General features: G+C 68.6%; 24 protein-coding genes. 3 read left to right on the forward strand and 21 right to left on the reverse strand.

The annotated features are described in order from the left end of the window. Positions 1 to 58: 58 nt before the first annotated feature. Together OG921_RS18740 and ribD are read right to left on the reverse strand one after the other, a co-directional pair. Positions 59 to 715 (reverse strand): riboflavin synthase, encoded by a 657-nt coding sequence (locus OG921_RS18740; RefSeq protein WP_266114029.1) that lies wholly within the window; start codon positions 713 to 715, stop codon positions 59 to 61. Positions 716 to 727: 12 nt separating this feature from the next. Then, positions 728 to 1756: a bifunctional diaminohydroxyphosphoribosylaminopyrimidine deaminase/5-amino-6-(5-phosphoribosylamino)uracil reductase RibD gene (gene ribD / locus OG921_RS18745; protein ID WP_266114261.1), complete on the reverse strand. Its 1029-nt coding sequence runs from the start codon at positions 1754 to 1756 to the stop codon at positions 728 to 730. Between the two features lie 73 nt (positions 1757 to 1829). On the opposite strand from ribD, the gene OG921_RS18750 reads away from it, so the two are divergent. Beyond that, on the forward strand, positions 1830 to 2219 hold the full coding sequence (locus tag OG921_RS18750; RefSeq protein WP_266114030.1) for an ACT domain-containing protein: 390 nt from the start codon (positions 1830 to 1832) through the stop codon (positions 2217 to 2219). A 4-nt stretch (positions 2220 to 2223) separates the two neighbouring features. Here the strand turns inward: OG921_RS18750 and OG921_RS18755 are convergent, their stop codons facing one another. Beyond that, the gene (locus OG921_RS18755; protein WP_266114031.1) at positions 2224 to 3237 is read right to left on the reverse strand and encodes a hypothetical protein; all 1014 of its coding nucleotides are present in this window, start codon (positions 3235 to 3237) and stop codon (positions 2224 to 2226) included. A gap of 45 nt (positions 3238 to 3282) precedes the next feature. Beyond that, complete coding sequence (locus tag OG921_RS18760; RefSeq protein WP_266114033.1) at positions 3283 to 4674, reverse strand: HNH endonuclease signature motif containing protein; 1392 nt, start codon at positions 4672 to 4674, stop codon at positions 3283 to 3285. 495 nt (positions 4675 to 5169) lie between these two features. Between OG921_RS18760 and OG921_RS18765 the strand changes: the two genes are divergently transcribed. Then, positions 5170 to 5328, forward strand: coding sequence for a hypothetical protein (locus tag OG921_RS18765; protein ID WP_266114034.1), 159 nt, complete (start codon positions 5170 to 5172; stop codon positions 5326 to 5328). A 40-nt stretch (positions 5329 to 5368) separates the two neighbouring features. Here the strand turns inward: OG921_RS18765 and rpe are convergent, their stop codons facing one another. The 13 genes from rpe to OG921_RS18830 all read right to left on the reverse strand — a co-directional run bounded on the left by rpe (position 5369) and on the right by OG921_RS18830 (position 18343). After that, positions 5369 to 6049 (reverse strand): ribulose-phosphate 3-epimerase, encoded by a 681-nt coding sequence (rpe, locus tag OG921_RS18770; protein ID WP_266114262.1) that lies wholly within the window; start codon positions 6047 to 6049, stop codon positions 5369 to 5371. A gap of 218 nt (positions 6050 to 6267) precedes the next feature. Continuing rightward, a complete protein-coding gene (locus OG921_RS18775; RefSeq protein WP_323182816.1) occupies positions 6268 to 7014 on the reverse strand; it encodes an SRPBCC family protein in 747 nt (248 codons plus the stop codon). Beyond that, positions 6986 to 7840: a xanthine dehydrogenase family protein subunit M gene (locus OG921_RS18780; protein WP_266114035.1), complete on the reverse strand. Its 855-nt coding sequence runs from the start codon at positions 7838 to 7840 to the stop codon at positions 6986 to 6988. Before OG921_RS18780 ends, OG921_RS18775 begins: the two co-directional genes overlap by 29 nt. After that, a complete protein-coding gene (locus OG921_RS18785) occupies positions 7837 to 10227 on the reverse strand; it encodes a xanthine dehydrogenase family protein molybdopterin-binding subunit (RefSeq protein ID WP_266114036.1) in 2391 nt (796 codons plus the stop codon). Before OG921_RS18785 ends, OG921_RS18780 begins: the two co-directional genes overlap by 4 nt. Then, positions 10224 to 10763 carry a (2Fe-2S)-binding protein gene (locus OG921_RS18790; RefSeq protein WP_266114037.1) on the reverse strand — a complete coding sequence of 180 codons (540 nt, stop codon included), beginning with the start codon at positions 10761 to 10763 and terminating at the stop codon, positions 10224 to 10226. The genes OG921_RS18785 and OG921_RS18790 overlap by 4 nt, the downstream gene beginning before the upstream one ends. Positions 10764 to 10906: 143 nt before the next feature. Next, positions 10907 to 12007 carry a VWA domain-containing protein gene (locus OG921_RS18795; RefSeq protein WP_266114038.1) on the reverse strand — a complete coding sequence of 367 codons (1101 nt, stop codon included), beginning with the start codon at positions 12005 to 12007 and terminating at the stop codon, positions 10907 to 10909. Further along, positions 12004 to 12897 carry a MoxR family ATPase gene (locus OG921_RS18800; RefSeq protein WP_266114039.1) on the reverse strand — a complete coding sequence of 298 codons (894 nt, stop codon included), beginning with the start codon at positions 12895 to 12897 and terminating at the stop codon, positions 12004 to 12006. Before OG921_RS18800 ends, OG921_RS18795 begins: the two co-directional genes overlap by 4 nt. A 7-nt stretch (positions 12898 to 12904) precedes the next feature. After that, positions 12905 to 13408, reverse strand: a complete 504-nt coding sequence (locus tag OG921_RS18805) for a hypothetical protein (RefSeq protein WP_266114040.1) — start codon at positions 13406 to 13408, stop codon at positions 12905 to 12907. 84 nt (positions 13409 to 13492) lie between these two features. Further along, positions 13493 to 14932 carry an RsmB/NOP family class I SAM-dependent RNA methyltransferase gene (locus tag OG921_RS18810; RefSeq protein WP_266114041.1) on the reverse strand — a complete coding sequence of 480 codons (1440 nt, stop codon included), beginning with the start codon at positions 14930 to 14932 and terminating at the stop codon, positions 13493 to 13495. Continuing rightward, positions 14929 to 15855, reverse strand: coding sequence for a methionyl-tRNA formyltransferase (fmt, locus tag OG921_RS18815; RefSeq protein WP_266114043.1), 927 nt, complete (start codon positions 15853 to 15855; stop codon positions 14929 to 14931). The genes OG921_RS18810 and fmt overlap by 4 nt, the downstream gene beginning before the upstream one ends. Continuing rightward, the gene (gene def / locus OG921_RS18820) at positions 15855 to 16403 is read right to left on the reverse strand and encodes a peptide deformylase (RefSeq protein WP_266114044.1); all 549 of its coding nucleotides are present in this window, start codon (positions 16401 to 16403) and stop codon (positions 15855 to 15857) included. Before def ends, fmt begins: the two co-directional genes overlap by 1 nt. Before the next feature lie 185 nt (positions 16404 to 16588). Continuing rightward, positions 16589 to 17575 (reverse strand): triacylglycerol lipase, encoded by a 987-nt coding sequence (locus OG921_RS18825; protein ID WP_266114045.1) that lies wholly within the window; start codon positions 17573 to 17575, stop codon positions 16589 to 16591. 39 nt (positions 17576 to 17614) lie between these two features. After that, positions 17615 to 18343, reverse strand: a complete 729-nt coding sequence (locus OG921_RS18830; RefSeq protein WP_266114047.1) for a PadR family transcriptional regulator — start codon at positions 18341 to 18343, stop codon at positions 17615 to 17617. A gap of 97 nt (positions 18344 to 18440) precedes the next feature. Between OG921_RS18830 and OG921_RS18835 the strand changes: the two genes are divergently transcribed. Continuing rightward, positions 18441 to 19070: a GNAT family N-acetyltransferase gene (locus OG921_RS18835; RefSeq protein WP_266114048.1), complete on the forward strand. Its 630-nt coding sequence runs from the start codon at positions 18441 to 18443 to the stop codon at positions 19068 to 19070. On the opposite strand, the gene OG921_RS18840 is transcribed toward OG921_RS18835, so the two are convergent. The 4 genes from OG921_RS18840 to rpoZ form a co-directional block, all read right to left on the reverse strand. Beyond that, the gene (locus tag OG921_RS18840; RefSeq protein ID WP_266114049.1) at positions 18970 to 20946 is read right to left on the reverse strand and encodes a primosomal protein N'; all 1977 of its coding nucleotides are present in this window, start codon (positions 20944 to 20946) and stop codon (positions 18970 to 18972) included. The two genes, OG921_RS18835 and OG921_RS18840, sit on opposite strands and share 101 nt — an antisense overlap. A gap of 9 nt (positions 20947 to 20955) precedes the next feature. Then, complete coding sequence (gene metK / locus OG921_RS18845; protein WP_266114052.1) at positions 20956 to 22179, reverse strand: methionine adenosyltransferase; 1224 nt, start codon at positions 22177 to 22179, stop codon at positions 20956 to 20958. A 120-nt stretch (positions 22180 to 22299) separates the two neighbouring features. Then, the gene (coaBC, locus tag OG921_RS18850; RefSeq protein WP_266114053.1) at positions 22300 to 23568 is read right to left on the reverse strand and encodes a bifunctional phosphopantothenoylcysteine decarboxylase/phosphopantothenate--cysteine ligase CoaBC; all 1269 of its coding nucleotides are present in this window, start codon (positions 23566 to 23568) and stop codon (positions 22300 to 22302) included. Then, on the reverse strand, positions 23565 to 23864 hold the full coding sequence (gene rpoZ, locus OG921_RS18855; protein WP_266114054.1) for a DNA-directed RNA polymerase subunit omega: 300 nt from the start codon (positions 23862 to 23864) through the stop codon (positions 23565 to 23567). Before rpoZ ends, coaBC begins: the two co-directional genes overlap by 4 nt. Between the last annotated feature and the right edge of the window lie 50 nt (positions 23865 to 23914).

Below are 23914 nucleotides of genomic sequence, written 5' to 3' on the forward strand. Positions count from 1 at the left end.
TCGGGGAGGTGAGTAGTCACAGGGATTAGGGGTCCCGCGCCTCTTCCGTCCTGTCCACTCAGGCGTTGTCCCCGCTGGTGGGAGTCGTATTCCAGAGGGAGAGCCGCTCGACGTACTTGGCGATGACGTCCACTTCCAGGTTCACCGGTGCCCCGACCGGTGCCTGCCCGAGGGTGGTCAGTTCGAGCGTCGTGGGGATCAGCGACACCTCGAACCAGTCCGCGCCCTCCTCGCCGCCGCTTGCGGCGCCATCGCCACGGCCGAGCGCCGACACGGTGAGCGAGATGCCGTCCACCGTGATCGAGCCCTTCTCGACCACATACCGCGCGATCTGGGCGGGCAGCGCGATCCGCACCACTTCCCAATGCTCCGACGGGGATCGGGACACGACATGTCCGGTGGCATCGACATGCCCCTGCACCAGGTGACCGCCGAGTCGGCTGTTCAGCGCTGCCGCACGTTCCAGATTGACTCGGCTACCCACCTCGAGCGCGCCGAGGCTGGACCGGTTCAGCGTCTCGGCCATCACATCTGCGGTGAACGAACCGCCCGCAAGCACATCGACGACGGTAAGGCACACGCCGTTCACCGCGATCGAATCCCCATGTCCCGCATCGGAAGTCACGACCTCGCCGCGCAGCGTGAAGCGAGCCGCATCGCCCAGATCCGCTTTTTCTAGCACCTCGCCCAGCTCTTCGACGATGCCGGTGAACACGTGTCGCACTCCTTAGTCTTTGTCCGTGGTGCCGTTCGCGGAACCACGGTCGCCGGAATGGCCCGGCACCAGGCCGAGCAGAATATCCGGCCCGACCGTCTCGACGCTCTCTCTTTCGAACCGCAGCGCCTGCTCGATATTTCCGACGCCCGCGTCGCGCAGCGCCGCCGCGCCCTGGCCGAGTAGGACCGGCGCGATGTAGGCCTGGATGCGATCAACCCGCCGTGCGGCGAGAAACGCGCCGGCCAGCGTCGGCCCGCCTTCGAGCAGGACGTCGGGGTAATCGGACAATGCGTCGAGCACCTCGCCAGGGTCACGGGTGCGCAGCCGCAGCGTTGGCGCCGCGTCGTCCAGCACCCGGGCTGTGGCCGGAATCTCACCGATACCGACGATCACCCGCACGGGCTGATTCGGGGCGAGCGAGCCGTCGGGCAGGCGCGCGGTGAGCCACGGATCGTCGTACCGGACGGTGCCGGTACCGACGATGATCGCGTCGAGCTTGGCGCGTTCGGCGTGCACGCGAGCACGGGCGAGCGGGCCGGTGATCCAGCGGCTCGTGCCGTCCGCCGCCGCGCTTCGCCCGTCCAGACTGGCGGCGAATTTCCAGGTCACGTGCGGGCGGCCGTGGCGCTGGCGGTGCAGCCAGGCGCGCAGCGGACCCGCCGCCACCTCGTCGGCGAGCAGGCCGCGCTGCACCGCGATCCCGGCGGCTTCGAGCGTCTCCGCGCCACCGCGTGCGAGCGGATTGGGATCGGCGAGGGCGAAGTACACCGCGGCCACACCCGCGTCGATCAAAGCCTCGGCGCACGGCGGCGTCCGCCCGGTGTGATTGCAGGGTTCGAGGGTGACGACTGCGGTCCCGCCACGGGCCCGCTCCCCCGCTGCCGCGAGCGCGGAGACCTCGGCGTGCGCCCCACCCGGCGGCAGTGTCGCGCCGACACCCGCGGTGTTTCCATCCGCGTCGAGGATGACGGCGCCGACCGGCGGATTGGGGCTCGTCGTGCCACGAACCGACTCGGAAGCCTCGATCGCCGAGCGCATCGCCGCCTGCAACGCGGTCTCGGAGGTCGCCACATCGGGAGTCTAACCGCCGCCGCGATGGGAAGATTTCGACGTGACCGGTGAACGAGATCTGCCACGTTTGCTCGCCGGGGCCAGCCCCCGATTACTCCCCGCCGAGTACGTATTCGTGACGGTCGCAGCCGACCGCGTGGGCGACATTCCGGCCCGCGCCCGGATCGAGGAGGACGAAGGCACGACGCTCGTCATCGAGCGCGCCGACGCCGACGCTCGTGGGTTGTCCTACGAATTCGTTGCCCGCTGGATCACGCTGGATGTGCAGTCGGCGCTCGACGCAATAGGGCTGACCGCGGCATTCGGTACCGCGCTCGCCGTCGCCGGGATCAGCTGCAACGTCCTCGCCGGGTACCACCACGATCACCTGCTGGTACCGGCCGAGGACGCGCACACGGCCGTCGAGGTACTCGAGCAGTTGTCGCCGTGATCGATCAGCGCGACGGCGGAGGACCTCCGGGCGGACCGTACGGCGGCTGCGGCGGACTCTGCGGCGGCTGACCATACGGCGGTGGGTACTGCCCGGGCGCACCGTGGGGCCACGGGTTCTGCCCCGGCTGACCGTACGGCTGTTGGCCCTGGCCCGGCTGACCATACGGCGACGGTCCTTGGCCGGGAGGGCCATAGGGCTGCTGCCCTTGACCGGGCTGGCCGTAGGGCTGCGGCTGCCCCGGAGTGCCGTAGGGCCACGGGTTCTGCCCCGGCGGACCGGATGGCTGGTACTGCCCGGCACCGGGATCGAATGGGGGCGGCGTCTTCCTGCCGCGCCGCCGCAGCAGGACGATGACCACGATCGCAATGACTACGACTGCAATCGCGATGGCGATCAGCACCCAGATGAGGGGGCCGTCGAGGATTGCCGCCGCGCTCGGCTCTGCGCTTGCGGTTGCCTGCACATCGACGACGCCCTGCTCGTTCGGCGTAAAGGTGACTGTGCGGTCGTGGTTGCTCAGTTCGCCGTCGGTGGAGGTGACCTTGCCGGGGAAGGTGAACGTGAACCGGATGTCCGCCTTATCGAGGGCCTCGCTCATGTCGAACATTTCCTCGTCGCCCGACCCGGCCGCGTCGCGCAGATCGAGAGAGCCGGCGATCTCGAACGTGTCGCCATTGCGGGTCAGCGAGAGGTCGTCTTCCGTGCTGCCGCCGAACTCTTCGAGGGACACCTTCTCGAAGGTGCACGAGATTCCGGTGTAGCCGTCCTGCTTGTAAGACTCGGCGGTCGAATTCGGCAGGTCGCAGCCCTCGTTCATCATCTCGTCTTCGAAGCTCGCATCGTCCTGCGGTAGCAGGTCGAGAACCTCGTCCGACAAGCCGAACACGATCGAACCGGAGACGGTGTTGTCGGCATCCACTTCGGCGTCGACGATGGCGCGCATACATCCGGAGAGCACCAGGATGAGCGGCACGAGCAACAGGGGCAGGACTATGCGCCGCCGGACACGAATCATGCGCTCATAATCGCAGGTTTCGCCCGAATCGGGCGCGGTGGGCGGCTATGCCACCCCGCTTTCACGCTCGTAATCGATTCGGCGGCGGGCATCGCGGAGCAGCTCGTCCGGGTGGTGCCGGGTGTTGATCCCGACTCGTTGATCCGGGTCCGTCGCGACCGGGCCGATCCACCCGGTTCGACCTGATGCAGTGGTGCGAGTTGCCCAGCCGAGTGGTCCCTCGTTGACGAGGGCGTGGCAGGAGTCGCAGGCCAGGGCGAGGTTCTCGATGTCGGTGCTACCGCCCTTGTTCCAGCCGCGGACGTGGTGCACCGCGCACAGGCTCGCGGGCGCGTCGCAGCCCGGCCGGGTGCACCCGCGATCCGCCGCGATCAATGCCAGCCGTTGATCGGACGAGGCGAGACGGTGCGCCCGGCCCAGATGCAGCGGCCTGCCGTCATTGCCGAACACGACGAGGAACGGGTGGGCCCGCTCCGCCAGCCGTAGGGCATCCGAAATCGGCAGGACACCACCGGTAGCCGTCGTTGCGACTCCGCCAGCTGCCTGTTCGAGCTGATCGATCGCCATCGTGACGATCACGATCGCCGGAAGTCCGCGCTGCTTCCCCAGCACACCCGATTCGAGGACGGTACGGAAGACCGCTGTCAGCGCGTCGTGATTGCGCTGCGCTGTGCTGCGTTGGTCGCGGCCCGCGGCCGCAGCGAGAACGTCCCGGTCGACGCCTTCGCCTGCACCACAAGGTGATTCGGGATCGTCGGGATTGTTCATTCCGGGCCGCGCCCATTTCGCCAGAATGGTGTCGAGCATCGCCCGCGCGATCGGGTCGAGCTCACCCGCCAGTCGCGACATCAGCGCATTGTCCTGACGTCCCACTGTTACGCCGCGGCGGCGGACCCTGTCCGGCTCGTCGGAAACAGTGCCGTCCGGATCGAGATGTGCCAGAAGTCGCTCCCCCGCGGACTGCACCGCTTCGGGTGTACTTGTGCGCGACAACTCGACCAGAATCGCTTCTGCCGCACGCCGATCATCCTTCGACACCGCCGCCGGAATTTTGCGCATTGCCGCACGCACCGCCCGCACATGGTCGGCTCCGATCGCACCGTCACGCTGCGCAACGGCGGTCTGCGGCAACGTGACTGGTAATTCCGCTCCACTCGGTGCGTGCCAGACGCCGAGGTCCTGGGCTGCGGTAATCCGCGCCGACGCATCGGCCGACGATATTCGCAGCACCTCGACCAGAAACCGCTTCGGCGACCGATGGCCGCGGGCAGCCGGAATCGACCGCTCCACCACCTCCACGATCATCCGATTCGATAACGCCTCGAGTCTTCTGCGCAACTCTTCGAGCTCCCGAAGTACATCGACGACCACCGCGTCCGACATCGTCGTGAGGTCCTGCTCGAGCAACGATTTCGCCTCCACGGCTGGTCGTTCCAAACATTGCGCCATTCGATCCCCCCATCGAATATCTGGTCGGAACGCTACGCCGACCCACCGACAAGTTTCGTAGCGTGCGCATAGCTCCGCCTCACGCGCGGTACATGATTCAGGCGATGGTGTCTTCCCGACACCGCCGCCTTCTCGGGATCGAGTAGCGCACTACTCGTGACCGTTGTCGACTACCCGGACAACATGGGTGACGACCGACGACGGCGGCGGACAGGTGCACTGATGGAGAACGCTCTACACACGACGGGTTTATCCGGTCCGTCGAGGCATAGCCGAGTGCAAGCGCGGGTCGATCCCTGCGCGCGGGTCCTCCCACCGCCGGGATGTGCCCAGCAAACACGTCGCAGCACCTACCGCTCGACAGCCAATCCGTCGCGACGGCCACCGCACTCGTCCGATTACGAACGGCTGCTTCCGGTTCCGGTCACGGCGGCACGCTCCCAGCCGACACGCCGTGCCGCGTGGATCGCGGCGGGTGTGCTCGTGGTTCTCGCGGCAGTTTCGGCAGTACTCGCGTGGAACGGTCCCGTCACCGGGGAAGGACTCGACCGGCAGCACACCGAATCACGCGTCCAGCAGTCTCCGCAAATGCATCCCGGTGGCCCCGACGATGTCGGCTCGTACGTCGTCGTCTCCCGCTGACCCCACTACACAGGCCACCAGCCGTGACATGTTCGCGGCGTCAAGCCAGCGACAGATGCGGCGACGCGCTCGCCGCCTGGCGACGCAGCGCCTCGACCGCGGCACCGGGATCGCTCGCCCCGTACACCGCCGACCCCGCGACGAAGCAGTCCACACCCGCCTCCGCCGCGGCCTCCACTGTGTCTGCGTTGATCCCGCCGTCGATCTCGACAACCAGACGCAACTCACCGGAATCGACCAGTCGGCGCACCGCCTTCGCCTTGTCCAGCACACTCGCGATGAACGACTGCCCGCCAAAACCGGGTTCGACGCTCATCACCAGCAGGGTGTCGAACTCCTTCAGGATCTCCAGGTAGGGCTCTATCGGGGTGTTCGGCTTGACGCTCAGGCCCGCCTTCGCGCCTGCCGCCCGAATGTCCCGAGCGACGGCGACCGGATCGTCGGTGGCCTCGGCGTGGAAAGTGACGTTGTAGGCGCCCGCCTCGGCGTAGGGGGGCGCCCAGCGTGCCGGATCCTCGATCATCAGGTGGCAGTCGATCGGGATATCGGTGGCCTTGAGCAGGCTCTCCACCACCGGAAGTCCGAGGGTGAGGTTCGGAACGAAGTGTGCGTCCATGACGTCGACATGCAACCAGTCGGCCCCCTCGACCGCGCGCGCTTCGTCGGCGAGCCGGGCGAAGTCGGCGGACAGGATGGACGGAGCAATCAGCGGCTTCGAGATCAGGGGCTTCGAGATCAGTGGCTTCGACACATCGCAAATGATATGCGGTCCCGCATCCCCTGCCGCCGCGGATGCGCCACGCCTCTTCGAGCAACTATTGGCCCTGGGTCCCCCGTTGATCAGCGGCCAGCTGTTCGGTGTCGCCGAGACCGAACATATGGCCTGCGACACGCCGAAAACAGGGGCCACACGCTCGTGATCAACGGGGCGGGTAGACCTCAACCGCGCAGCCGGCGGACCACCACGAACAGGATCGCGCCGAGCACGAGTGCACCGACCACCGGCCCGACCCGCTGCAGCACAGAACCGCGCGCGTACTGCATGAGATCCAGCGCCTCGGGTTGCGCGCTGGACTGGGCCGCGCCCGCAGACCTCGCCGCCGACTCGGGAGTCCCCGTCGCGCCGTGCGCCTCCACACCCGCCTGCGGCGCGGCCCCGGTCACCGCGCCGGCGTCCGCCTTCGCCGATTCCGTCGCTGCCGGGGCAGGGGGCGGACTGCCGAGCTTGTCGGACAGGCACTTGGCGAACTGCTCGATGATCTTGCCGCCGACATCGGAGAGCATGCCTCGCCCGAATTGCGCCGGCTTCCCGGTCACCGCGAGGTCGGTGACCACGTTGCCGGTGGTCTTCTCCCCGTCTGCGGTGAGCGTGATCCCGATGGACGCCTTCGCGGTGCCGTTCCCGCGCGAGTCCTTCGCGTTCGCTTCGAGCACGACCTTGTGCGCGGCCTCGTCCTTCTCGAGGAATTTCCCGACGCCCTTGTACAACAAGGCAACCGGGCCGATCTTGACCTTGATCTGCCCGGTGAAGGACTCCTCCTCGACCTCGGTCAGGGTCGCGCCGGGCATGCACCCGACCACCTGCGCCGGGTCGATCAGCGCCGCCCAGACGTCTGCGATCGGCGCGTCGACCGTCAACTTGTGCTGCAATTCCATCTCATACCCCCGCTGCAGTGAGAACGGCACGGCGAGTGAGCACCTTCGCCAGGTGAGTACGGTACTCCGCGTCGGCATTCTGGTCGCTCATCGGCGACGTTCCCTCGGCAGCGTGCTCGGCCGCCGCCCGCACGACATTCGCATCCGCCGCCTGGCCGATCAACGCCTCCTCCACCGCTCGGGCCCGCAGCGGCACCGTCGCCATATTCGTCAGTGCGACACCCGCTTGGCGGATCACGCCGCCCTCGACCTGCAAGGTCGCAGCGACCGCCACCATCGACCAACTCTGCGATACCCGATGGAACTTTTCGTAGTGCGCGGCCCACCCGGTGTGCTTCGGAACGCGTATCTCCACGACGATTTCGTCGGGTGTGAGCGCCGTGGTGAAGAAATCGGTGAAGAACTCGTCCGCGGCGATGGTGCGTTGCCCGCCCGTCCCGATCACCGTCAGCGTCGCGCCGAGCGCGACGACCGCGGCGCCGAGATCACCCGCCGGATCCGCGTGTGCCAATGCACCGCCCAGCGTGCCGCGGTGCCGGATCTGCGGATCCGCCACGGTCAGAGCGGTTTCCGCGAGCAGGGCGGCATGATCGCCCACCAACCTGTCGGTGGCCACATCGTGGTGCGTGGTCATGGCTCCGATGACGAGCGTGTCGCCATCCTCGCGCACACCGCGCAGTTGTTCGATGCGGCCGAGGTCGACTAGCGTGCTCGGCGCGGCCAGACGCAACCGCAGTACCGGCATCAGACTCTGCCCGCCCGCAATGATTTTCGCGTCCTCGCCGGCAGCGGAGAGTGCGGAGACCGCCTCGTCGAGGGTTGTCGGGGCGACGTAGTCGAAGCTCGACGGGATCATCGCGCGCCTCCTTCTGCTGCCTGAATGGCTTTCCATACCCGCATCGGACTGCACGGCATTTCGACGTCACGTACCCCGAGATGACGGAGCGCATCGATCACGGAGTTGACCACGGCCGGGGTCGAGGCGATCGTGCCGGCCTCGCCGACGCCCTTGACGCCCAACGGGTTCCCGGTCGCCGGGGTCTCGGTGCGATCGGTGACGAAGGTCGGGAGGTCGGGTGTGCCCGGCACCAGGTATTCGGCGAACGACCCGGACAGCAACGTGCCGGACTCGTCGTACACCGCATCCTCGTACAGTGCCTGCGCGATCCCCTGCGCGAGCCCGCCGTGCACCTGGCCCTCGACGATCAACGGGTTCACCACGTGCCCGATGTCATCGACGCAGACGTACTTGCGGATTTTCACGAACCCGGTTTCGGTGTCGACTTCGGTGGCGCACAGGTGCGTTCCGTGCGGGAAGGAGAAGTTGTCCGGGTCGTAGGTCGCCTCGGAGTCCAGATTCGGCTCCACTCCTTCCGGCAGGTCGTGCGCCGCGAACACAGCGAGCGCAATGTCGGTGAGGCCCACCGATTTCTCGGTCCCGGAAACCCGGAACTGGCCACCGGTGAACTCGAGGTCGTCCGGGGAGGCTTCGAGCATGTGCGCAGCGATCGGACGGGCCTTACCGACGACCTTCTCGGCGGCTTTCACCACCGCGATCGCACCGACCGACAGCGAACGCGACCCGTAGGTGTCCAAGCCGCGCGGCGCGGACAACGTATCTCCGTGCAGAACCTCGATATCCTCGAACGGCACGCCGAGTTGGTCGGCGACGATCTGGCTCCACGCCGTCTCGTGGCCCTGCCCGTGGGCGGAGGAGCCGGTCACCACCTCGACCTTGCCGGTGGGCAGCATCCGGATCGCGGCGTGTTCCCAGCCGCCCGCGCCGTAGGACAGCGAACCGAGCACCCGGGACGGCGCGAGCCCACACATCTCGGTGAACGTGGAAACGCCGATACCGAGTTGCACGGTGTCGCCGCGCTCGCGGCGCTCGGCTTGCTCACGGCGCAGCCCGTCGTAGTCGAAGAGCTCCTTGGCCTTGGCGGTGGCCGCCTCGTAGTTACCCGAGTCGTAGGTGAGGCCGGCGATCGTGTCGAACGGGAACTCCTCGTGCTTTATCCAGTTCTTCTCGCGCAGCTCGAGCGGGTCCATCGACAACTCGGTGGCCAACTCGTCCATCATCCGCTCGATCGCAAAGGTGGCCTCCGGCCGCCCCGCCCCCCGGTATGCGTCGGTGGGCACCTGATTGGTGAATACATTGGTGCAGGTGAAGTGGTAGGCCGGGAATTTGTAGATGCCGTTGAACATGAACGCGCCGAGGATCGGCACCCCGGAGGTGACGAGCCGGAGGTAGGCCCCCATCCCGGCGAGCAGTTCCACCTTCATGGCGGTGACCGTGCCGTCGCGGCGTGCGGCGAGGGTGAGCTTCTGGATCTGATCGCGTCCGTGATGTGCCGCCACCATGGTCTCGCTGCGGGACTCGGTGTACTTCACCGGCTTTCCGAGCCGCTGCGCGACCAACAAGGTGAGCAGCTCCTCGGGGGTGACCTGCAGCTTGCCGCCGAATCCACCGCCGACATCGGGTGCGATCACCCGCAGCTTGTGCTCGGGAATCCCCAGGGTCATTGCGAGCATCAACCGGAGGATGTGCGGCACCTGGGTGGCGGACCACATGGTGATCTGGCTTCCGGTCGGATCGACGACGACCGACCGTGGCTCCATGAACGACGGGATGAGGCGCTGCTGGCGGAAGGTGCGTTCGATGACGACCTCCCCGTCCCGGATCGCGTCCTCGACGTCGCCGCCGGTGCCGGCCTCCGCGGAGTCGAACGTCCACACCGCGCTGATGTTCGTGCCGAGATCGGGGTGCACCAATTCGGCGCCCTCCTTGGCGGCGGCAGCCAGATCCAGCACCACCGGAAGGTCGTCGTAGTCGACGTCGATGGCCTCGATCGCGTCCTGCGCCTCGGCGGAACTGCGCGCCACCACCAGTGCGACCGCCTCGCCCGCGAATTGCACGGTATCCACCGCCAGCGCAGGCGCGTTCGGCGTCAGCATGTCCTCGGTGATCGGCCAGGCGCACGGCAAACTGCCCTGCTCCTCAGCGACATCCGCGCCGGTATAGACCGCGACGACACCCGGCATCGACCGCGCGGGCTCGGCGTCTATCCGGCTGATCGTGGCGTGCGCCACCGGGCTGCGCAGGATCGCGGCGTGCAACATGCCGGGCAGCACCAGATTGTCCGTCCAGCGTGTGCGGCCGGTGATCAGGTGTTCATCTTCCTTGCGGACCCGGGCGCGCCCGATCTCCAGCTCGGTGCTCTGCGGTTCGACCGTGGCGGTCATCGCGCACCTCCGGTTTCCTGCATATCGGCCTGCGCCGGTTGTGCGGAACCGGCTTCGATCCGGCTCGACGCATCACCTTTCAATCGTTGCGCCGCATCCAGTGCCGCTTTGACGATGTTCTGGTAGCCGGTGCAGCGACACAGGTTGCCCTCGAGGCCTTCCCGCACGGCGTATTCGTCGGGATCGGGATCCTCGGCGAGAAGGTCGATCGTCGCCATGATCATCCCCGGAGTGCAGAACCCACACTGCAACGCGTGATTGTCCCGGAACGCTTCCTGCACCGGATGCAAAGTGCCATTTTTGGCAAGTCCCTCGATCGTGGTGACGTCCGCGCCGTCGGCCTGCACCGCCAGCACGGAGCAGGATTTCACGCTGTGCCCGTTCAGCATGACCGTGCACGCTCCGCAGTTGCTGGTGTCGCAACCGACGACGGTGCCGACCTTGCCGAGCCGATCGCGCAGGTGCTGGACGAGCAGGGTTCGGGGCTCCACCTCGTCGGTGTAAGCCGTGCCATCCACGGTGATGGTGATGCGCATGAGGCCTCCCAATAACGGCGCATGGGTTGGTGCACGAACGTCGCGCAGGCGTTCACGCCTACTGTGCTCTACCTGCCCTGCTCAAACACCCGAAATGGTCAAACCTGCAACCACCGCGTGGAATTCGCTCGGAAGCGTTCGCCTCAGGCCTTGCGCATCTCGTCCAGTAGTTCCTGCAAAGTTGCGAGTGAGTGGCCGGCAAGCAGACGGTCCAGGTGCGGCAGCGCGGCCGCGATCCCACCCTGCACCGGACGGTAACCGGCCGCGCCGGCGTGCGGGTTGACCCACAGCACGGCCCGGGCGAGCCGATGCAGTTGCGCCAGCTGCTCGGCAAGCAGTGCCGGGTCGCCGCGCTCCCACCCGTCGGAGAAGATCACCACCACCGCGCCACGGGCCAGCCCACGCCGTCCCCACCGGTCGAGAAATGCCCGCAGCGTCTCCCCCAGCCGAGTGCCGCCCGCCCAGTCCGGTACCGAGCGGCCTGCTGCGGACAGCGCAGCCTCGGCGTCTCTGGCGCGCAGCGCACGCGACAATCTGGTCAGCCGGGTACCCAGCGAAAAGACCTCGGTACCAGAAGGATTCGTGCGAGTCACCACATGCGCGAAACGCAGCAACGCATCCGCATACGGGCTCATCGAGCCGGAGACGTCGATCAGCAGCACCACCCGGCGCGGTCGCACCGCCCGGCGCTGCCGGCTCGGGCGCACCGGTTCGCCGCCCGCGGCGAGCATGTCGCGGACGGTGCGGCGTGGGTCGACCCGGCCGCGACGGGACGGGCGCAGTCGCACCGCGGGGCGCAGCGGTGGTCGCGGATGCAGTACGGCGATCAACTCGTTGAGATGGGCCCGCTCCGCAGCACTCAGTTCGGCGATGTCACGGTGCCGCAGTACCTCGGTGTCGGCGGCGGCAACGGCGTGCGCGTCCGTCGCGTCGGCGCGGCCGCGCTGCTCGCCCGGGGTCAGGACCGCGGTCCGGCTCCGCCGCGGATGCTGACGACGAGTGCGCGCACCCGAAGGCGGCGGCCGGCGGTGGAACCACGCGTCGAACGCCAGGTCGTAGGGGGCGTGGTCGGCCGGATCCCGGCACAACGTGGCGCGGCCCGCCCAGTACACCTGATCCGGATCGGCGACGTCGACCAATTCCACCGCGCGCACGAACGATTCCACCGAGTCCGTCGCGACGGGTAGGCCGGCGTGCGCCAGCGCTCGCGCGAACCCGGTCAGCCCGACCAGTTCGCCGGTCACGGCGTGAGCAGCCGGTCGAGCCCGGCACGCACCACCCGGTCGAGATCCTCCCGGTATTTCAGCACCGCGCCGAGCGTCGCGGCCGCGGTTTGCGCGTCCAGTTCGTCGCGGCCCAGTTCACGAAGCGCCCGCGCCCAATCCAGTGTTTCGGCGACGCCGGGTGGCTTCAGCAGTTCCTGCGCACGCAACGCATGCACCGCGGTGGCGACCTGTTCGGCGAGTCGGGGCGCGATCCCCGGCACCCGCCGCTGCAGGATCGCGACCTCACGCGGCAGGTCGGGGTGCTCGAGCCAGTGGTAGAGACAGCGGCGCTTGAGCGCGTCGTGCACCTCGCGGGTGCGATTGGAGGTGAGCACGGTCAGCGGCGGGGTCGCGGCCCGGATTTCCCCGAGTTCCGGGATGGTGACGGCATTTTCGTCGAGCAACTGCAGCAGGAATGCTTCGAACTCGTCGTCGGCACGGTCGATCTCGTCGACGAGTAGCACGCACGGCGCTTCGGTGAGCGCGCGCAGCAGCGGACGTTCGAGCAGGAACCGCCGCGTGTAGAGGGAACGTTCGGCCGCGTCCGCGTCCAGCGCGCCACCGCTGGCCGCCTCCAGCGTGCGCAGGTGCAGCAACTGGCGGGGAAAGTCCCAGTCGTAGAGCGCCTGCGTTGCGTCGATGCCTTCGTGGCACTGCAGCCGAATCAGCGGTAGGCCGAGCGCCTGTGCGAGACCCGCCGCGAGCGAGGTCTTGCCGGTGCCGGGTTCGCCCTCGCAGAACAGCGGTCGGCCCATCCGCATCGCCAGAAACACGGTCATCGCGAGACCCTCGTCGGCCAGGTAGCCGGTCGAGTCGAGTGCCTCGGCGAGATCGGCGGGCGACCCGATCTCGTCCGGTTGCGGTGTCACCGGCGACCTAAGCGCCGCGGCCGTCCTTCTTCGCTTGTCGCCGTGCACCCGCGGCGATCCTGGACGCCTCGTACTTTTTGCGGCCCGCCGAGTCCCTGGTGGTGTCGGCGCGAGCCCGCCCAGCGGAGGTGACCTTGCCGTCGCCGCGCGTCGATGCGAATGACGTCCCCTCCTTGTGCGCCGCCGCGAGCCGTTCCTCTTTCAATTCGAGCGCGCTGTGCGCGGCGAGGGTGGCGAGGCGCAAACTGACTCTACTCAGCGCCTCCTCGAAGACCTCGGCCTTCTCGGCGTTGCGCCGATTCGCCGACTTCGCCTGTCCGCGAGCCTTCTTCGCGTCGACCTTGGCAGCGCCCTTGCGTCGGTAGAGCTTGACGTACTTGTTGCGCGCGCGCCGAACGCGGGTGTGCAGATCGATCAGGTCGTCTTCGTCGAGACCGGTCAGCTTCCTGCGTTTGGTCTCCCGGATCAGCACATACTCGGCTTCGGTGAGCAACTTCGACGGCTTCGTCATTCCGGGATCCGATCAGCGGGCGGGACGCGACTTGGCGCAATGATAGGCACACCGAACGGGGCCGCCGCAGGAGATTCGGGCCGATCAGCGGGTTAGTGCGGCCAAGAACATGGCGTCCGTGCCGTGCAGGTGTGGCCACAGCTGCACATGCGGACCGGTACCGATCTCGGGCACACCGGGCAGCAGCTCACGCGCATCGAGCTGGGTGGCGCCGAACCGGCGCACGGCGTCCGCGACCACGCCGACCGTTTCCTGCAGATGCGGCGAACAGGTCGAATACAGCACGACACCGCCCGGACGAATCAACTCGAGCGCGGCGGCGAGCAGCTCGCGTTGCAGCCGGACCAAGTCGGCCACATCGGCCGGTTGCCGGCGCCAGCGCGCCTCCGGTCGGCGGCGCAGCGCGCCGAGACCGGTGCACGGTGCGTCGACGAGGATCCGGTCGAAGCCGGGCGCGAGACCGGCGTCGCGACCGTCCGCGACGTGCACATCCACCGGGAGGTCGCGCGTGGATTTCCGGACCAGCTCGGCCCGATGCTCGGCGGGCTCGACGGCGTCCACCCGGAACCCTTCGATCGCGGCGAGCGCCCCCAGCAGGGCCGCCTTGCCACCGGGTCCGGCGCACAGGTCGAGCCAGCGGCCTCGGTCGACACCGTCGAGTGCCGCGCGGGAAAGCGCGAGCGCGACCAGCTGGCTGCCCTCGTCCTGCACCGCGGCAAGGCCATCCCGCACCGGTTCGAGCGCGCCGGGATCGCCACCGTCGAGGTGCACGGCGTACGGCGAGTACGGACCGGGCTCACCGCCGGTGATCAACGCGAGTTCCTCGGCACTGATCTCACCTGGGCGCGCGACGAGATGCACCTGCGGGCGGGCATCGTCGGCCTCGAGCACGGCACGCAACTCGCCGGCCCGCGGGCCGAGCGCGTCCGCGAAGGACTGCGCGATCCAGCGCGGATGAGCGAATTGGAACGCCAGGTGACCGATCGGGTCGCGTTCGCTGTTCGGGGCGAGCTTCGCCACCCATTGCTGCTCCGTCTTGGCGCCGGCCTTGCGAAGGACCGCGTTGACGAATCCGGCCTTTCCGCTGCCCGCCTCGGTGCGGACCAGGTCGACGGAGGTGGCGACCGCGGCGTGCGCGGCGATTCGGGTGCGGAGTAGTTGGTAGGTGCCGAGCCGAAGCACATCGAGCAGCGGACCGTCAATCTCGGTGATCGGGCGGGCCGCACACTCGGCAATCACCGCATCCAGGAGCCCTTGGGATCGGCAAGCGCCGTAGGTGAGTTCGGTGGCCAGCGCGGCGTCGCGGCCGGTGATGCGGCGTTCGCGCAGCAAGCCGGGCAACACGAGGTTGGCGTACGCGTCGCGTTCGCGAACCGCACGCAGCACATCGCGGGCGGCCAGCCGAGGGTCATCGCGTTGCGCGACCGCGGTATTCGGCGGCTGCCCCGGACGCCGGGAGCGTTCCGACGGTCCCGAACCGGGCGACTTGGACCGCCGCCGAGGCGGTTTCGACTCGCCGTTCATTTCGCCACCACACCCTCTCCGAGTCGGGCCCCGCGCGCCCAGTCGAGAGCGGGCATCATTCGCTTTCCTTGTGGCTGAACACTTTTCAAACGAATCGCATCGGTCGCGGTGCCGACGAACACACCGTCCTTGCGTACCTCGAACGCGCCGGGAGCAAGCGCGAGGCCTGGTTCGATCTCCACGGCCCCGACCTTGATCCGGTTGTCCGACACCGTCGTCCACGCGCCGGGCGCGGGGGTGACCGCGCGGATGTGCCGATCGACGGCGGCGGCGGGACGGTGCCAAACCACCCGAGCCGAATCTACGGTGACCTTGGGGGCGTGTGAGATTCCGTTGTCGGGCTGCGGAACCGCCTGCAGCGCTTCCGATGCCAGTCCGTCCAGGGTCGATTCGAGCAGCTTTGCGCCCGAATCTGCCAGTCGGGCAAGCAGTTCCCCCGCGGTGTCGTGTTCGCGAATGCGTTCGGTCATCACCCCGTACACCGGCCCGGTGTCGAGACCTTTTTCCAGCCGGAACGTCGTTGCGCCGGTGATCTCGTCGCCGGCGTTGATCGCCGCCTGTACGGGCGCGGCGCCACGCCACGCGGGCAGCAGCGAGAAGTGCAGATTGACCCAGCCGAACCGTGGGATATCCAGTGCCGCAGTTGGTATCAGCCCGCCGTAGGCCACCACCGGCGCGCAGTCGGGGGCAAGTTCGCGCAACCGATCGAGAAAATCGGGCTCGCTCGGCTTCGCCGGGGTGAGTACCGGGATACCGGCCTCGTCGGCGAGCGCACCGACCGGTGAACGGGTGACCCGCCGGCCGCGACCGGCGACGGCGTCGGGGCGAGTGAGGACGGCCACCACCTCGTGGTTGGGCGAGTCGATCAGCCGCCGCAGCGACGGCACGGCCGGCTCGGGTGTGCCCGCGAAAAGCAGTCGCATCAGCGCCCCGTTCCGTGCAGGCCGTACGGATTGGCCTTCACGACAGGCGGTTCGGCGCCGAACCAGTCCGAAGACCGAATCTGCCGCATCGCCTCGCGTCGAGCCGCCGGATCGAGGCGGTCGAGGAACAGCACCCCGTCGAGATGGTCGATCTCGTGTTGGATGCACCGGGCCAGCAGGCCGTCGCCGTCGATGGTGACCGGTTCACCGTGCATGTCGAACCCGCGTGCCACGACGCGCATTGCGCGCAGGCAGTCCGCGCGCAGTTCCGGAATGGACAGGCACCCTTCGGGGCCTAATTGTTCGTCGTCGCCGATCACCTCGAACTTCGGGTTTACCAGGTGACCGCTGGTGCCGTGCACATCGTAGGCGAAGACCCGCAACGCGACACCGATCTGCGGTGCGGCCAGGCCGACTCCCCCCTGCTCGTGCATCGTGTCGCCGAGATCGGCCACCAAATTGCGTAGCTCACGGTCGAAGTCGACGACCTCGTCGGCGCGGCTACGCAGGATCGGGTCGCCGAACAGGCGGACGGGGACTACGGTCACGGGCTGCTCCAGCGGGTCGATGTTTGGTCCGCTTCAGTCTAGGGACCGCCCACCCCGCCGTGGCGGCGCGGGCGGGCAATACTGCGCGTTGTCGCGCGGGGCGGCATCAGCCCTGGTAGAACGGCAGATGGCCGGGCGGGTGCCGATTCCCCGCCCGGCCAACTGCTGCCCCCGCGCAGGGCAGGTCAGAAATTGGCCGCCAGAACGACATCTGGTATCCCCGTGCCGAGCGCAACGAACCGGCACTCGGGTACCACCGCACGGGTCGGGTCGAGCGCATTGAGCACCAACTGCTGGGCGAACTGGTCGTAGACCATGTTGAAATGCCCCGACATGTCGATCGGGCAGAGATCCTGCACGATGATGTTCACCGCCCCTGGGCCGCGCAGGGCAATATTCGAGTTCGGCTGGATCATCTCGTCGTAGCGGGAACCGATGGTGGTGTACTGCACCCCCGGCACAGTGTCCGAGCCCGCGTTGAGCCCGGCGAGGAAGTCGGAGTTGGCCATCTGCTCGACCACCGCGAGAGAGGTGAAGTCCTGGACCGCATCGACGCCGCCGGGAATGGCACGGACCAGCGGCACGAGCCCGTACATCACGCCGCCGTAGGTCGGCGACGCGAGTCCGACCCAGCGGCGCACGGCGTCCGCGCCACCGAGCTTGTTGACGTAGTAGCGCGACATCGTTGCGCCCTGGGAGAAGCCCACCACGTCGACCTCGGCTGCGCCGGTCGCGGCGCGAACCCGATCGACGAAGTCGCGGAACTGAACGGCGCTGGTCGAAATCGCCTCGGTGCCGTAGTGATCGGCACCGGGGCGACCGCCGTAGTTCGGCGCGAAGACGCAGTAGCCGGCTCGCTTCAACCGGGGTGAGAGCCCGGCCCAGTCCGTGTACGCGGCGGTGTCGGTACCGTGCGCGAGCACGACCGGCAGCGTTCCCGGACTGGGCCGGCAGCCGAAGTCATTGGCTCCCGGGGGCGCGATGTCGGGATGGGCCTCGGCGTAGCGGATTGCGTCGCCGGGGCCGAACTGCTCGGGTCCGGCACCGGTCGGTACGACCACCGGCGAGACGCCGTCCACCGGATCGGCGCCCGCGCTGGGAAGGGCGACGAGCCACAGCCCCAAGACGCAGGCGAGCACTGCGGCGAGTCGCGGCATCATCGACCGACTCATGGCCTCATGGAAGCACGCGCGCTTGCCTTTGGACCCGGACTAGGCCGGATCGTGATCGGATCCTTGCTGGTCCGCTTCGTCGGCACCGTCAACCTCGTCGGCCTGATCGTCCTCGGCGAGAATCCGGTACATCGCGCGGCGCGCCTCGGTCAGCACCTCGCCGGCCCGCTTGGCCTGTTCCGGGGTGCCTGCCATCGCGACCTGGCCGGCTGCACCCATCAGTTGCCCGACGAGTGCGCGAAGATCGAGGGCCTGGTCGCCGACGCCGGCGTTCACGTCGGCCCACGGATCGCCGAGCTCGTCGCGGTTGCTCTCGATGTACTGGCGTCCAGCCTCGGTAAGGGTGGCCGTCTTGCGGCCCGCGATCTTCTCGATCAGCAGCAGGCCCTCGTCCTCGAGCTGAGACAGCGCGGGGTAGATCGATCCGGGGCTGGGCCGCCAAACGTCGTTGCTGCGCTCGCGGATCTGCTGAATCAGCTCGTAGCCGTGCATCGGACGGTCCTCGAGCAAGAGCAGGATCGCCGCGCGCACGTCACCGCGACGGCCGCGGCCGCCACGTCCGCGTCCTCGGCCGAAGGGTGCGCCCGGACCGAAGCCCGGACCGAAGCCCGGGCCACCGGGACCGAAGCCCGGGCCGTGGCCGCGGGGGCCGTGCCGATGGTCGTGTCCGCGCTCGGCGAGTTCTGGCCGTCCCATCCGGCCGCCGCGTGGACGTCGGTTCATCCACGGGCCGAATTCATCACGTTGATGGTCATTTTGGTACTGCATGTCTGCCTCCTCAGGCGTTGTACGTAGTATCGACGATATATCGTCAATCTATCGAACGCAAGGCGCCGATAGAATGTTCCCGGTATAGTTCCCCGCCGTGACCGGCCTGATTCGATCCCTGCAAACCGACGACATCGGCCGTGTCCGCGAGATCGAGGACGCCGCAGGTGAGGCGTTCCGCGGACTCGGCATGGTTTCCGTCGCCGATGACCCCGCACCCGCGGCCGATGTCCTGGCGGGATACGTCCGTACCGACCGCGGTTGGGTATGGACGCCTGGTCCCGCCGAGACCGTCGGGGCCTACCTGATCGCCGACATCGTGGATTCGTGCGCGCATATCGCACAGGTGTCGGTGCACCCGGACTGCGCGCACCGGCGAATCGGCGGACGGCTGATCGAAACGGCAGCGGCCTGGGCGCTCGCCCACGATCTCGACGCCCTGACCTTGACCACGTTCCGGGATGTGCCGTGGAACGCGCCGTACTACTGGCGGCTCGGATTCCGTCCGGTGCCCGAGCATCGGCTCGGCCCTGGGCTACGCGAGATTTGCGACGACGAGGCACGCGCAGGCCTCGATGCGTGGCCGCGCGTCGTCATGCGACGGGAACTGCCGCCGTTCGCCGGGGTCAGCCCAGATCGATCGGATCGATCTGTACCCGCACCGGCGGGTCGGCCTTTCGTGCACTCCGCACGGCCTGCGCCGCGGCCAGGGACCGCGACAAACTGAGTCCGGCCGATTTCGGCACCCGCAACAACAGGCGCTGGACATCGGTAGGCGCTTGCCGCTGCGCGGCGTCGGGCATCGGTACCGGTCCGAGGGTTTCGACGCCATCGGGCAGTTCCGTGCCTGCCACCAGGTCCTCGACCGCCGCGAGCGGTCCGTCGAGCGCCGCGATCCGCACGGCGGGCGGAAACCGAACCTCGGTGCGCTCGGCCAGCTGACCCGCAGCATGGCCGACCGGATCCCACCGCACCAGCGCCTGCACCGTCGCATTGGCCGGATCGGCCACCACGATCACCTTTCCCCCGGCCTCGCCGGACCGGACGAGCGCGGCGCCCGACATCCAGCGGCGCAAAGTTTCCTCCGCCGCCCGCAGATCGGCGCGGCCGAGCAGCGCCCATGCGTCGAGGAGCAGCGCGGCACCGTAACCACCCGCCGCGACCGGCTCGGCACCCACCGTCGCGACGACCACGCGCGCACCGGACGCGACCTCGTCGAGGATTTCGTTGCCACCCGAGGACTGCACGGTCACGCCGGCGAAGGCACGGCCCAGTTCCTCGGCGGTGCGGCTCGCCCCGACCACCTGTGCCCGTAGCGCCCTCGACCCGCACGCCGCGCAGCGATAGGCCGCGTCCGCGCTGCCGCACCAGCGACACGAGGGGCTCGTCGGCACGTCCCCCGAACCGGACGGCAGTTGCATCGGCCCGTTGCACTTGCGGCACCGCGCCGGGGTGCGGCATTTCGCGCACGCCAGGGTCGGGACATAACCACGGCGCGGCACCTGCACCAGCACCGGGAGATCGGCGGCGAGCGCTTCGCGTGCGGCAGCGAACGCCACCGCAGGCAATCGCGCGGCACGCGCGCCCGGGTCGCGTTCCAGCGCGACGTCCGTGTCGCCGGGCACCACGATCCGCGGCGAGCGGGTGCGGATCCGCTGCCGGGACGCGAGGAGGTCGCGGGCCCAGCCGGTGTCGACGAGCGACTGGGTTTCCGCGGTCCGCGCGAAGCCGCCGACGACGAATGCGCAGCCCGTGGCGTGCGCACGCAGCAATGCCACCTCCCGCGCATGCGGGTACGGCGAACGCGGTTCGGCGTAGGTGTCGTCTCCGTCGTCCCAGATTGCGACCAGCCCTAGCCGATCCACCGGGGCGAACACAGCCGAGCGGGTGCCAACGACGACTCGCGCCGTGCCACGGAGCACCGCGAGCCAGCGCCGGTACCGGGCGGCCGGACCCAGTCCGGCGGCGAGGCCGACCACCTGCTCGCCGCCGAGCAGTCCGACACAGGCGGCGTGCACCCGGTCGAGGTCGCGCTGGTCGGGAACCAGCAGCAACGCACCGGCACCGGACTCGACGGCAACCCCGGCCAGCTCGGCCAGCCGTTGCGGCCAATCCTCGCCGGGCAGTGCCTGCCACGCCGCGCGCGGCGCGCGACCGGCCCGCACTGCTCCAATGAAGGCAGAACCGTGCGTGTACTCGGACCAGCCATCGGCCGCAACGGTCGCCGGCGGCATGGCTTCCGCCGTTTTCGGCTCCTCGTTTTCGACGCGGGCATGCCGGGGCGGGATGGCGAGGCGCAGCACGTCCGCGCGGGTTCCGGCGTAGCGCGCGGCCACCGCGTCGGCGAGTTCGGCGATTTCCGGGGTCAGTACCCGTTCCGGCGACACGACCCGATCGAGTGTGCCCAGCTTGCCCGGATGGTCACTGGTCGCCGTCCGCGCGAGCACGAAACCGTCGACAAGGCGGCCGGCGAACCGCACCCGTACCCGAACACCCGGCTGGGCGGCCTCATCGAGCTCGTCCGGCACCAGATAGTCGAACTCCCGATCGAGGTGCGGCAGCGGCAGCAGCGGCAGCACGCGGGCAATCGGCAGGCTCCGCACCAAGTGGGGCTACAGACCGGCTGCGGCGCGCAGCTTCTCCGCCCGGTCGGTGCGCTCCCAGGGCAGATCGATATCGGTGCGGCCGAAGTGACCGTAGGCCGCGGTCTGCGCGTAGATCGGGCGCAGCAGGTCCAGGTCGCGGATGATCGCGCCCGGGCGCAGGTCGAAGACCTCGTTGATCGCGGCCGCAATGCGCGCCGGATCGGTCTTCTCCGTGCCGAATGTTTCCACGAACAGCCCGACCGGCGCGGCCTTGCCGATGGCGTAGGCGACCTGGACCTCGATGCGGTCGGCGAGCCCCGCGGCGACGGCATTCTTGGCAACCCAGCGCATCGCGTACGCGGCGGAACGGTCGACCTTCGACGGGTCCTTGCCGGAGAACGCGCCGCCGCCGTGGCGCGCGTAGCCGCCGTAGGTGTCGACGATGATCTTGCGGCCGGTCAGGCCGGCGTCCCCCATCGGTCCGCCGAGCACGAACTTGCCGGTCGGATTCACCAGCAGCCGGACGTCGGAGGTGTCCAGCGGAGTTTCCAGGGTCGGTGCGAGGTCGGCGAGGACCGAATCGAGCACCTTCTCCCGGATGTCGGGGGTGAGCATGTTGTCCAGGTCGATATCGGCAGCGTGCTGCGTGGACACCACAACGGTGTCCAGCCGGACCGGCTTGTCGTCGAGGTACTCGATGGTGACCTGGGTCTTGCCGTCCGGGCGCAGGTACGGCAGCACACCGGACTTGCGTACCTCGGTGAGCCGGCGGGCAAGACGGTGCGCGAGCGCGATCGGCAACGGCATCAGCTCGGGGGTCTCATTGTTGGCATAGCCGAACATCAGGCCCTGGTCGCCGGCGCCCTGCCGGTCGATCTCGTCGTCGGCGAGTCCGTCGACGCGTGCCTCGTGCGAGTGGTCGACGCCCTGGGCGATCTCCGGGGACTGCGCGCCGATCGCGACGTTCACGCCGCAGGAGTTGCCGTCGAAGCCCTTCGCGGAGGAGTCGTAACCGATTTCGAGGACCTTGTCGCGAACGATCTTCGGGATGTCCACATACGCGGTGGTGGTCACCTCACCGGCGACGTGCACCTGCCCGGTGGTCACCAGTGTCTCGACCGCGACGCGGCTGCGCGGATCGGCGGCGAGCATTGCGTCGAGGACGGAGTCGCTGATCGCGTCACAGATTTTGTCCGGGTGCCCCTCGGTCACGGACTCACTGGTGAAAAGCCGACTGCCGGTCGTGCCCACAGAATCTCCCTCTCGACAGGTTGCCGACACACCCCGTGTCAGCCGCTGGTAACCCTAGTACGGTGCCCCAACACGTGGCGTAGCGCACTACTTGTAATCAGAGTATTCAAGAATGCCAGCTCAGGGGTTACGGCGATGCATCGCCGCAACCAAAGCATCGAGCACTCGGCTGGCCATCAGAGCCTTCGAACCGTGCTCCATGGCAACCTCGGAGCCGTCCTCGGACAGCAGCCAGCCGTCGTTGCTGTCCACCTCGAACGCACGGCCTTCGCCGACCGCGTTCACCACGAGCAGGTCGCACCCCTTGCGGGCGAGCTTCTGGCGTGCGTGATGCAGCACGTCGCCGTCGGCGTCCCCGGTCTCGGCGGCGAATCCGACGATGGCGGTGGTCTTCTGCAGCTTGCCGTCGTCGCGGGCGCGCACCAGACCGGCCAGGATGTCGTCGTTGCGGACGAGCGGAATGGAGTCCGGTTCCGCCTTGCCCTTTTTGATCTTCGCGGTGGCCACGGTGGAGGGACGGAAATCCGCGACGGCCGCGGACATGACCACGGCATCGGCATCGGGCGCGTGCTTGTCCACGGCGACCCGCATCTGCTCGGCGGTCGTCACGTGCACCACGTCGACCGCAGCGGGCTCGGTGAGCCCGGCGGTGACCCCCGAGATCAGCGTGACCGTGGCACCGCGCTGGGCGGCCAGCCGGGCGATCGCATAGCCCTGCTTGCCGGAACTGCGGTTGCCGAGGAATCGGACCGGGTCGAGCGGCTCTCTGGTGCCGCCGGCCGACACGACCACATGGCGGCCCTCGAGGTCTCGCGGCAGCGCGTCTGCGCGCTCGAGCAGCAGCGAGGCGAGCGCGTGAATCTCCTCGGGTTCGGGCAGCCGGCCGGGACCGGTGTCGACACCGGTGAGGCGACCGGAGGCCGGCTCGAGGACGGTGTTGCCGCGGGCGCGCAGCGTCGCGACGTTGGCGACGGTCGCCGGGTGCTCCCACATTTCGGTGTGCATCGCGGGGGCGAACACCACCGGACAGCGTGCGGTGAGGAGCGTGGCGGTGAGCAGATCGTCGGCGCGGCCGTGCGCGGCGCGGGCCATCAGGTCCGCGGTCGCCGGCGCGATGACGACGAGGTCGGCCTCCTGGCCGAGCCGGACGTGCGCGACCTGGGGAACGTCCTCGAAGACATCGGTGCGCACCGGATTGCCGGACAGCGCCTCGAACGTGGCCCGACCGACGAATTCCAGCGCGGATTCCGTCGGAATCACGCGGACGTGGTGACCGGCCTCGGCGAACAGCCGGATCAGCGCGCAACTCTTGTAGGCCGCAATCCCGCCGCCGACCCCGACGACGATGTTGCGACGGTGCTCGGCGGCGATGCGTGCCGTACCGCTCACTCGCCCTCGGTGTGCTCGAGAAGGTCGGAGTGGATTTCGCGCAGGGCGATGGACAGCGGCTTCTCCTGCAGACCCGGCTCGACGAGCGGGCCGACGTACTCGAGGATGCCGTCGCCGAGCTGGTTGTAGTAATCGTTGATCTGGCGCGCCCGCTTGGCGGCGTAGATGACCAGCGCGTACTTCGAGGACGTGCGGTCGAGCAACTCGTCGATCGGCGGGTTGGTGATGCCGAGCGGGGTGTCGTATGCCGGGAGTTCCGCCTTGAACTCGGTCGCTGCGGCCTGGCTACTGCTCACTCGAACACTCCTGAATCGTTGCTTTACTACGGGCGACTTACGTGGGCAAG

This window comes from Aldersonia sp. NBC_00410 (genome assembly GCF_026342035.1).
In the GTDB taxonomy this organism is placed as follows: Bacteria; Actinomycetota; Actinomycetes; order Mycobacteriales; family Mycobacteriaceae; genus Aldersonia.

Coding starts and splice junctions, on each gene's coding strand:
- OG921_RS18790 (WP_266114037.1), bottom strand. CDS start 10,763: ATGCGCATCACCATCACCGTGGATGGCACGGCTTACACCGACGAGGTG.
- OG921_RS18830 (WP_266114047.1), bottom strand. CDS start 18,343: ATGCAGTACCAAAATGACCATCAACGTGATGAATTCGGCCCGTGGATG.
- OG921_RS18805 (WP_266114040.1), bottom strand. CDS start 13,408: ATGACGAAGCCGTCGAAGTTGCTCACCGAAGCCGAGTATGTGCTGATC.
- OG921_RS18785 (WP_266114036.1), bottom strand. CDS start 10,227: ATGACCGCCACGGTCGAACCGCAGAGCACCGAGCTGGAGATCGGGCGC.
- OG921_RS18810 (WP_266114041.1), bottom strand. CDS start 14,932: ATGAACGGCGAGTCGAAACCGCCTCGGCGGCGGTCCAAGTCGCCCGGT.
- OG921_RS18825 (WP_266114045.1), bottom strand. CDS start 17,575: ATGAGTCGGTCGATGATGCCGCGACTCGCCGCAGTGCTCGCCTGCGTC.
- OG921_RS18755 (WP_266114031.1), bottom strand. CDS start 3,237: ATGATTCGTGTCCGGCGGCGCATAGTCCTGCCCCTGTTGCTCGTGCCG.
- fmt (WP_266114043.1), bottom strand. CDS start 15,855: ATGCGACTGCTTTTCGCGGGCACACCCGAGCCGGCCGTGCCGTCGCTG.
- OG921_RS18780 (WP_266114035.1), bottom strand. CDS start 7,840: ATGATCCCGTCGAGCTTCGACTACGTCGCCCCGACAACCCTCGACGAG.
- ribD (WP_266114261.1), bottom strand. CDS start 1,756: ATGCGCTCGGCGATCGAGGCTTCCGAGTCGGTTCGTGGCACGACGAGC.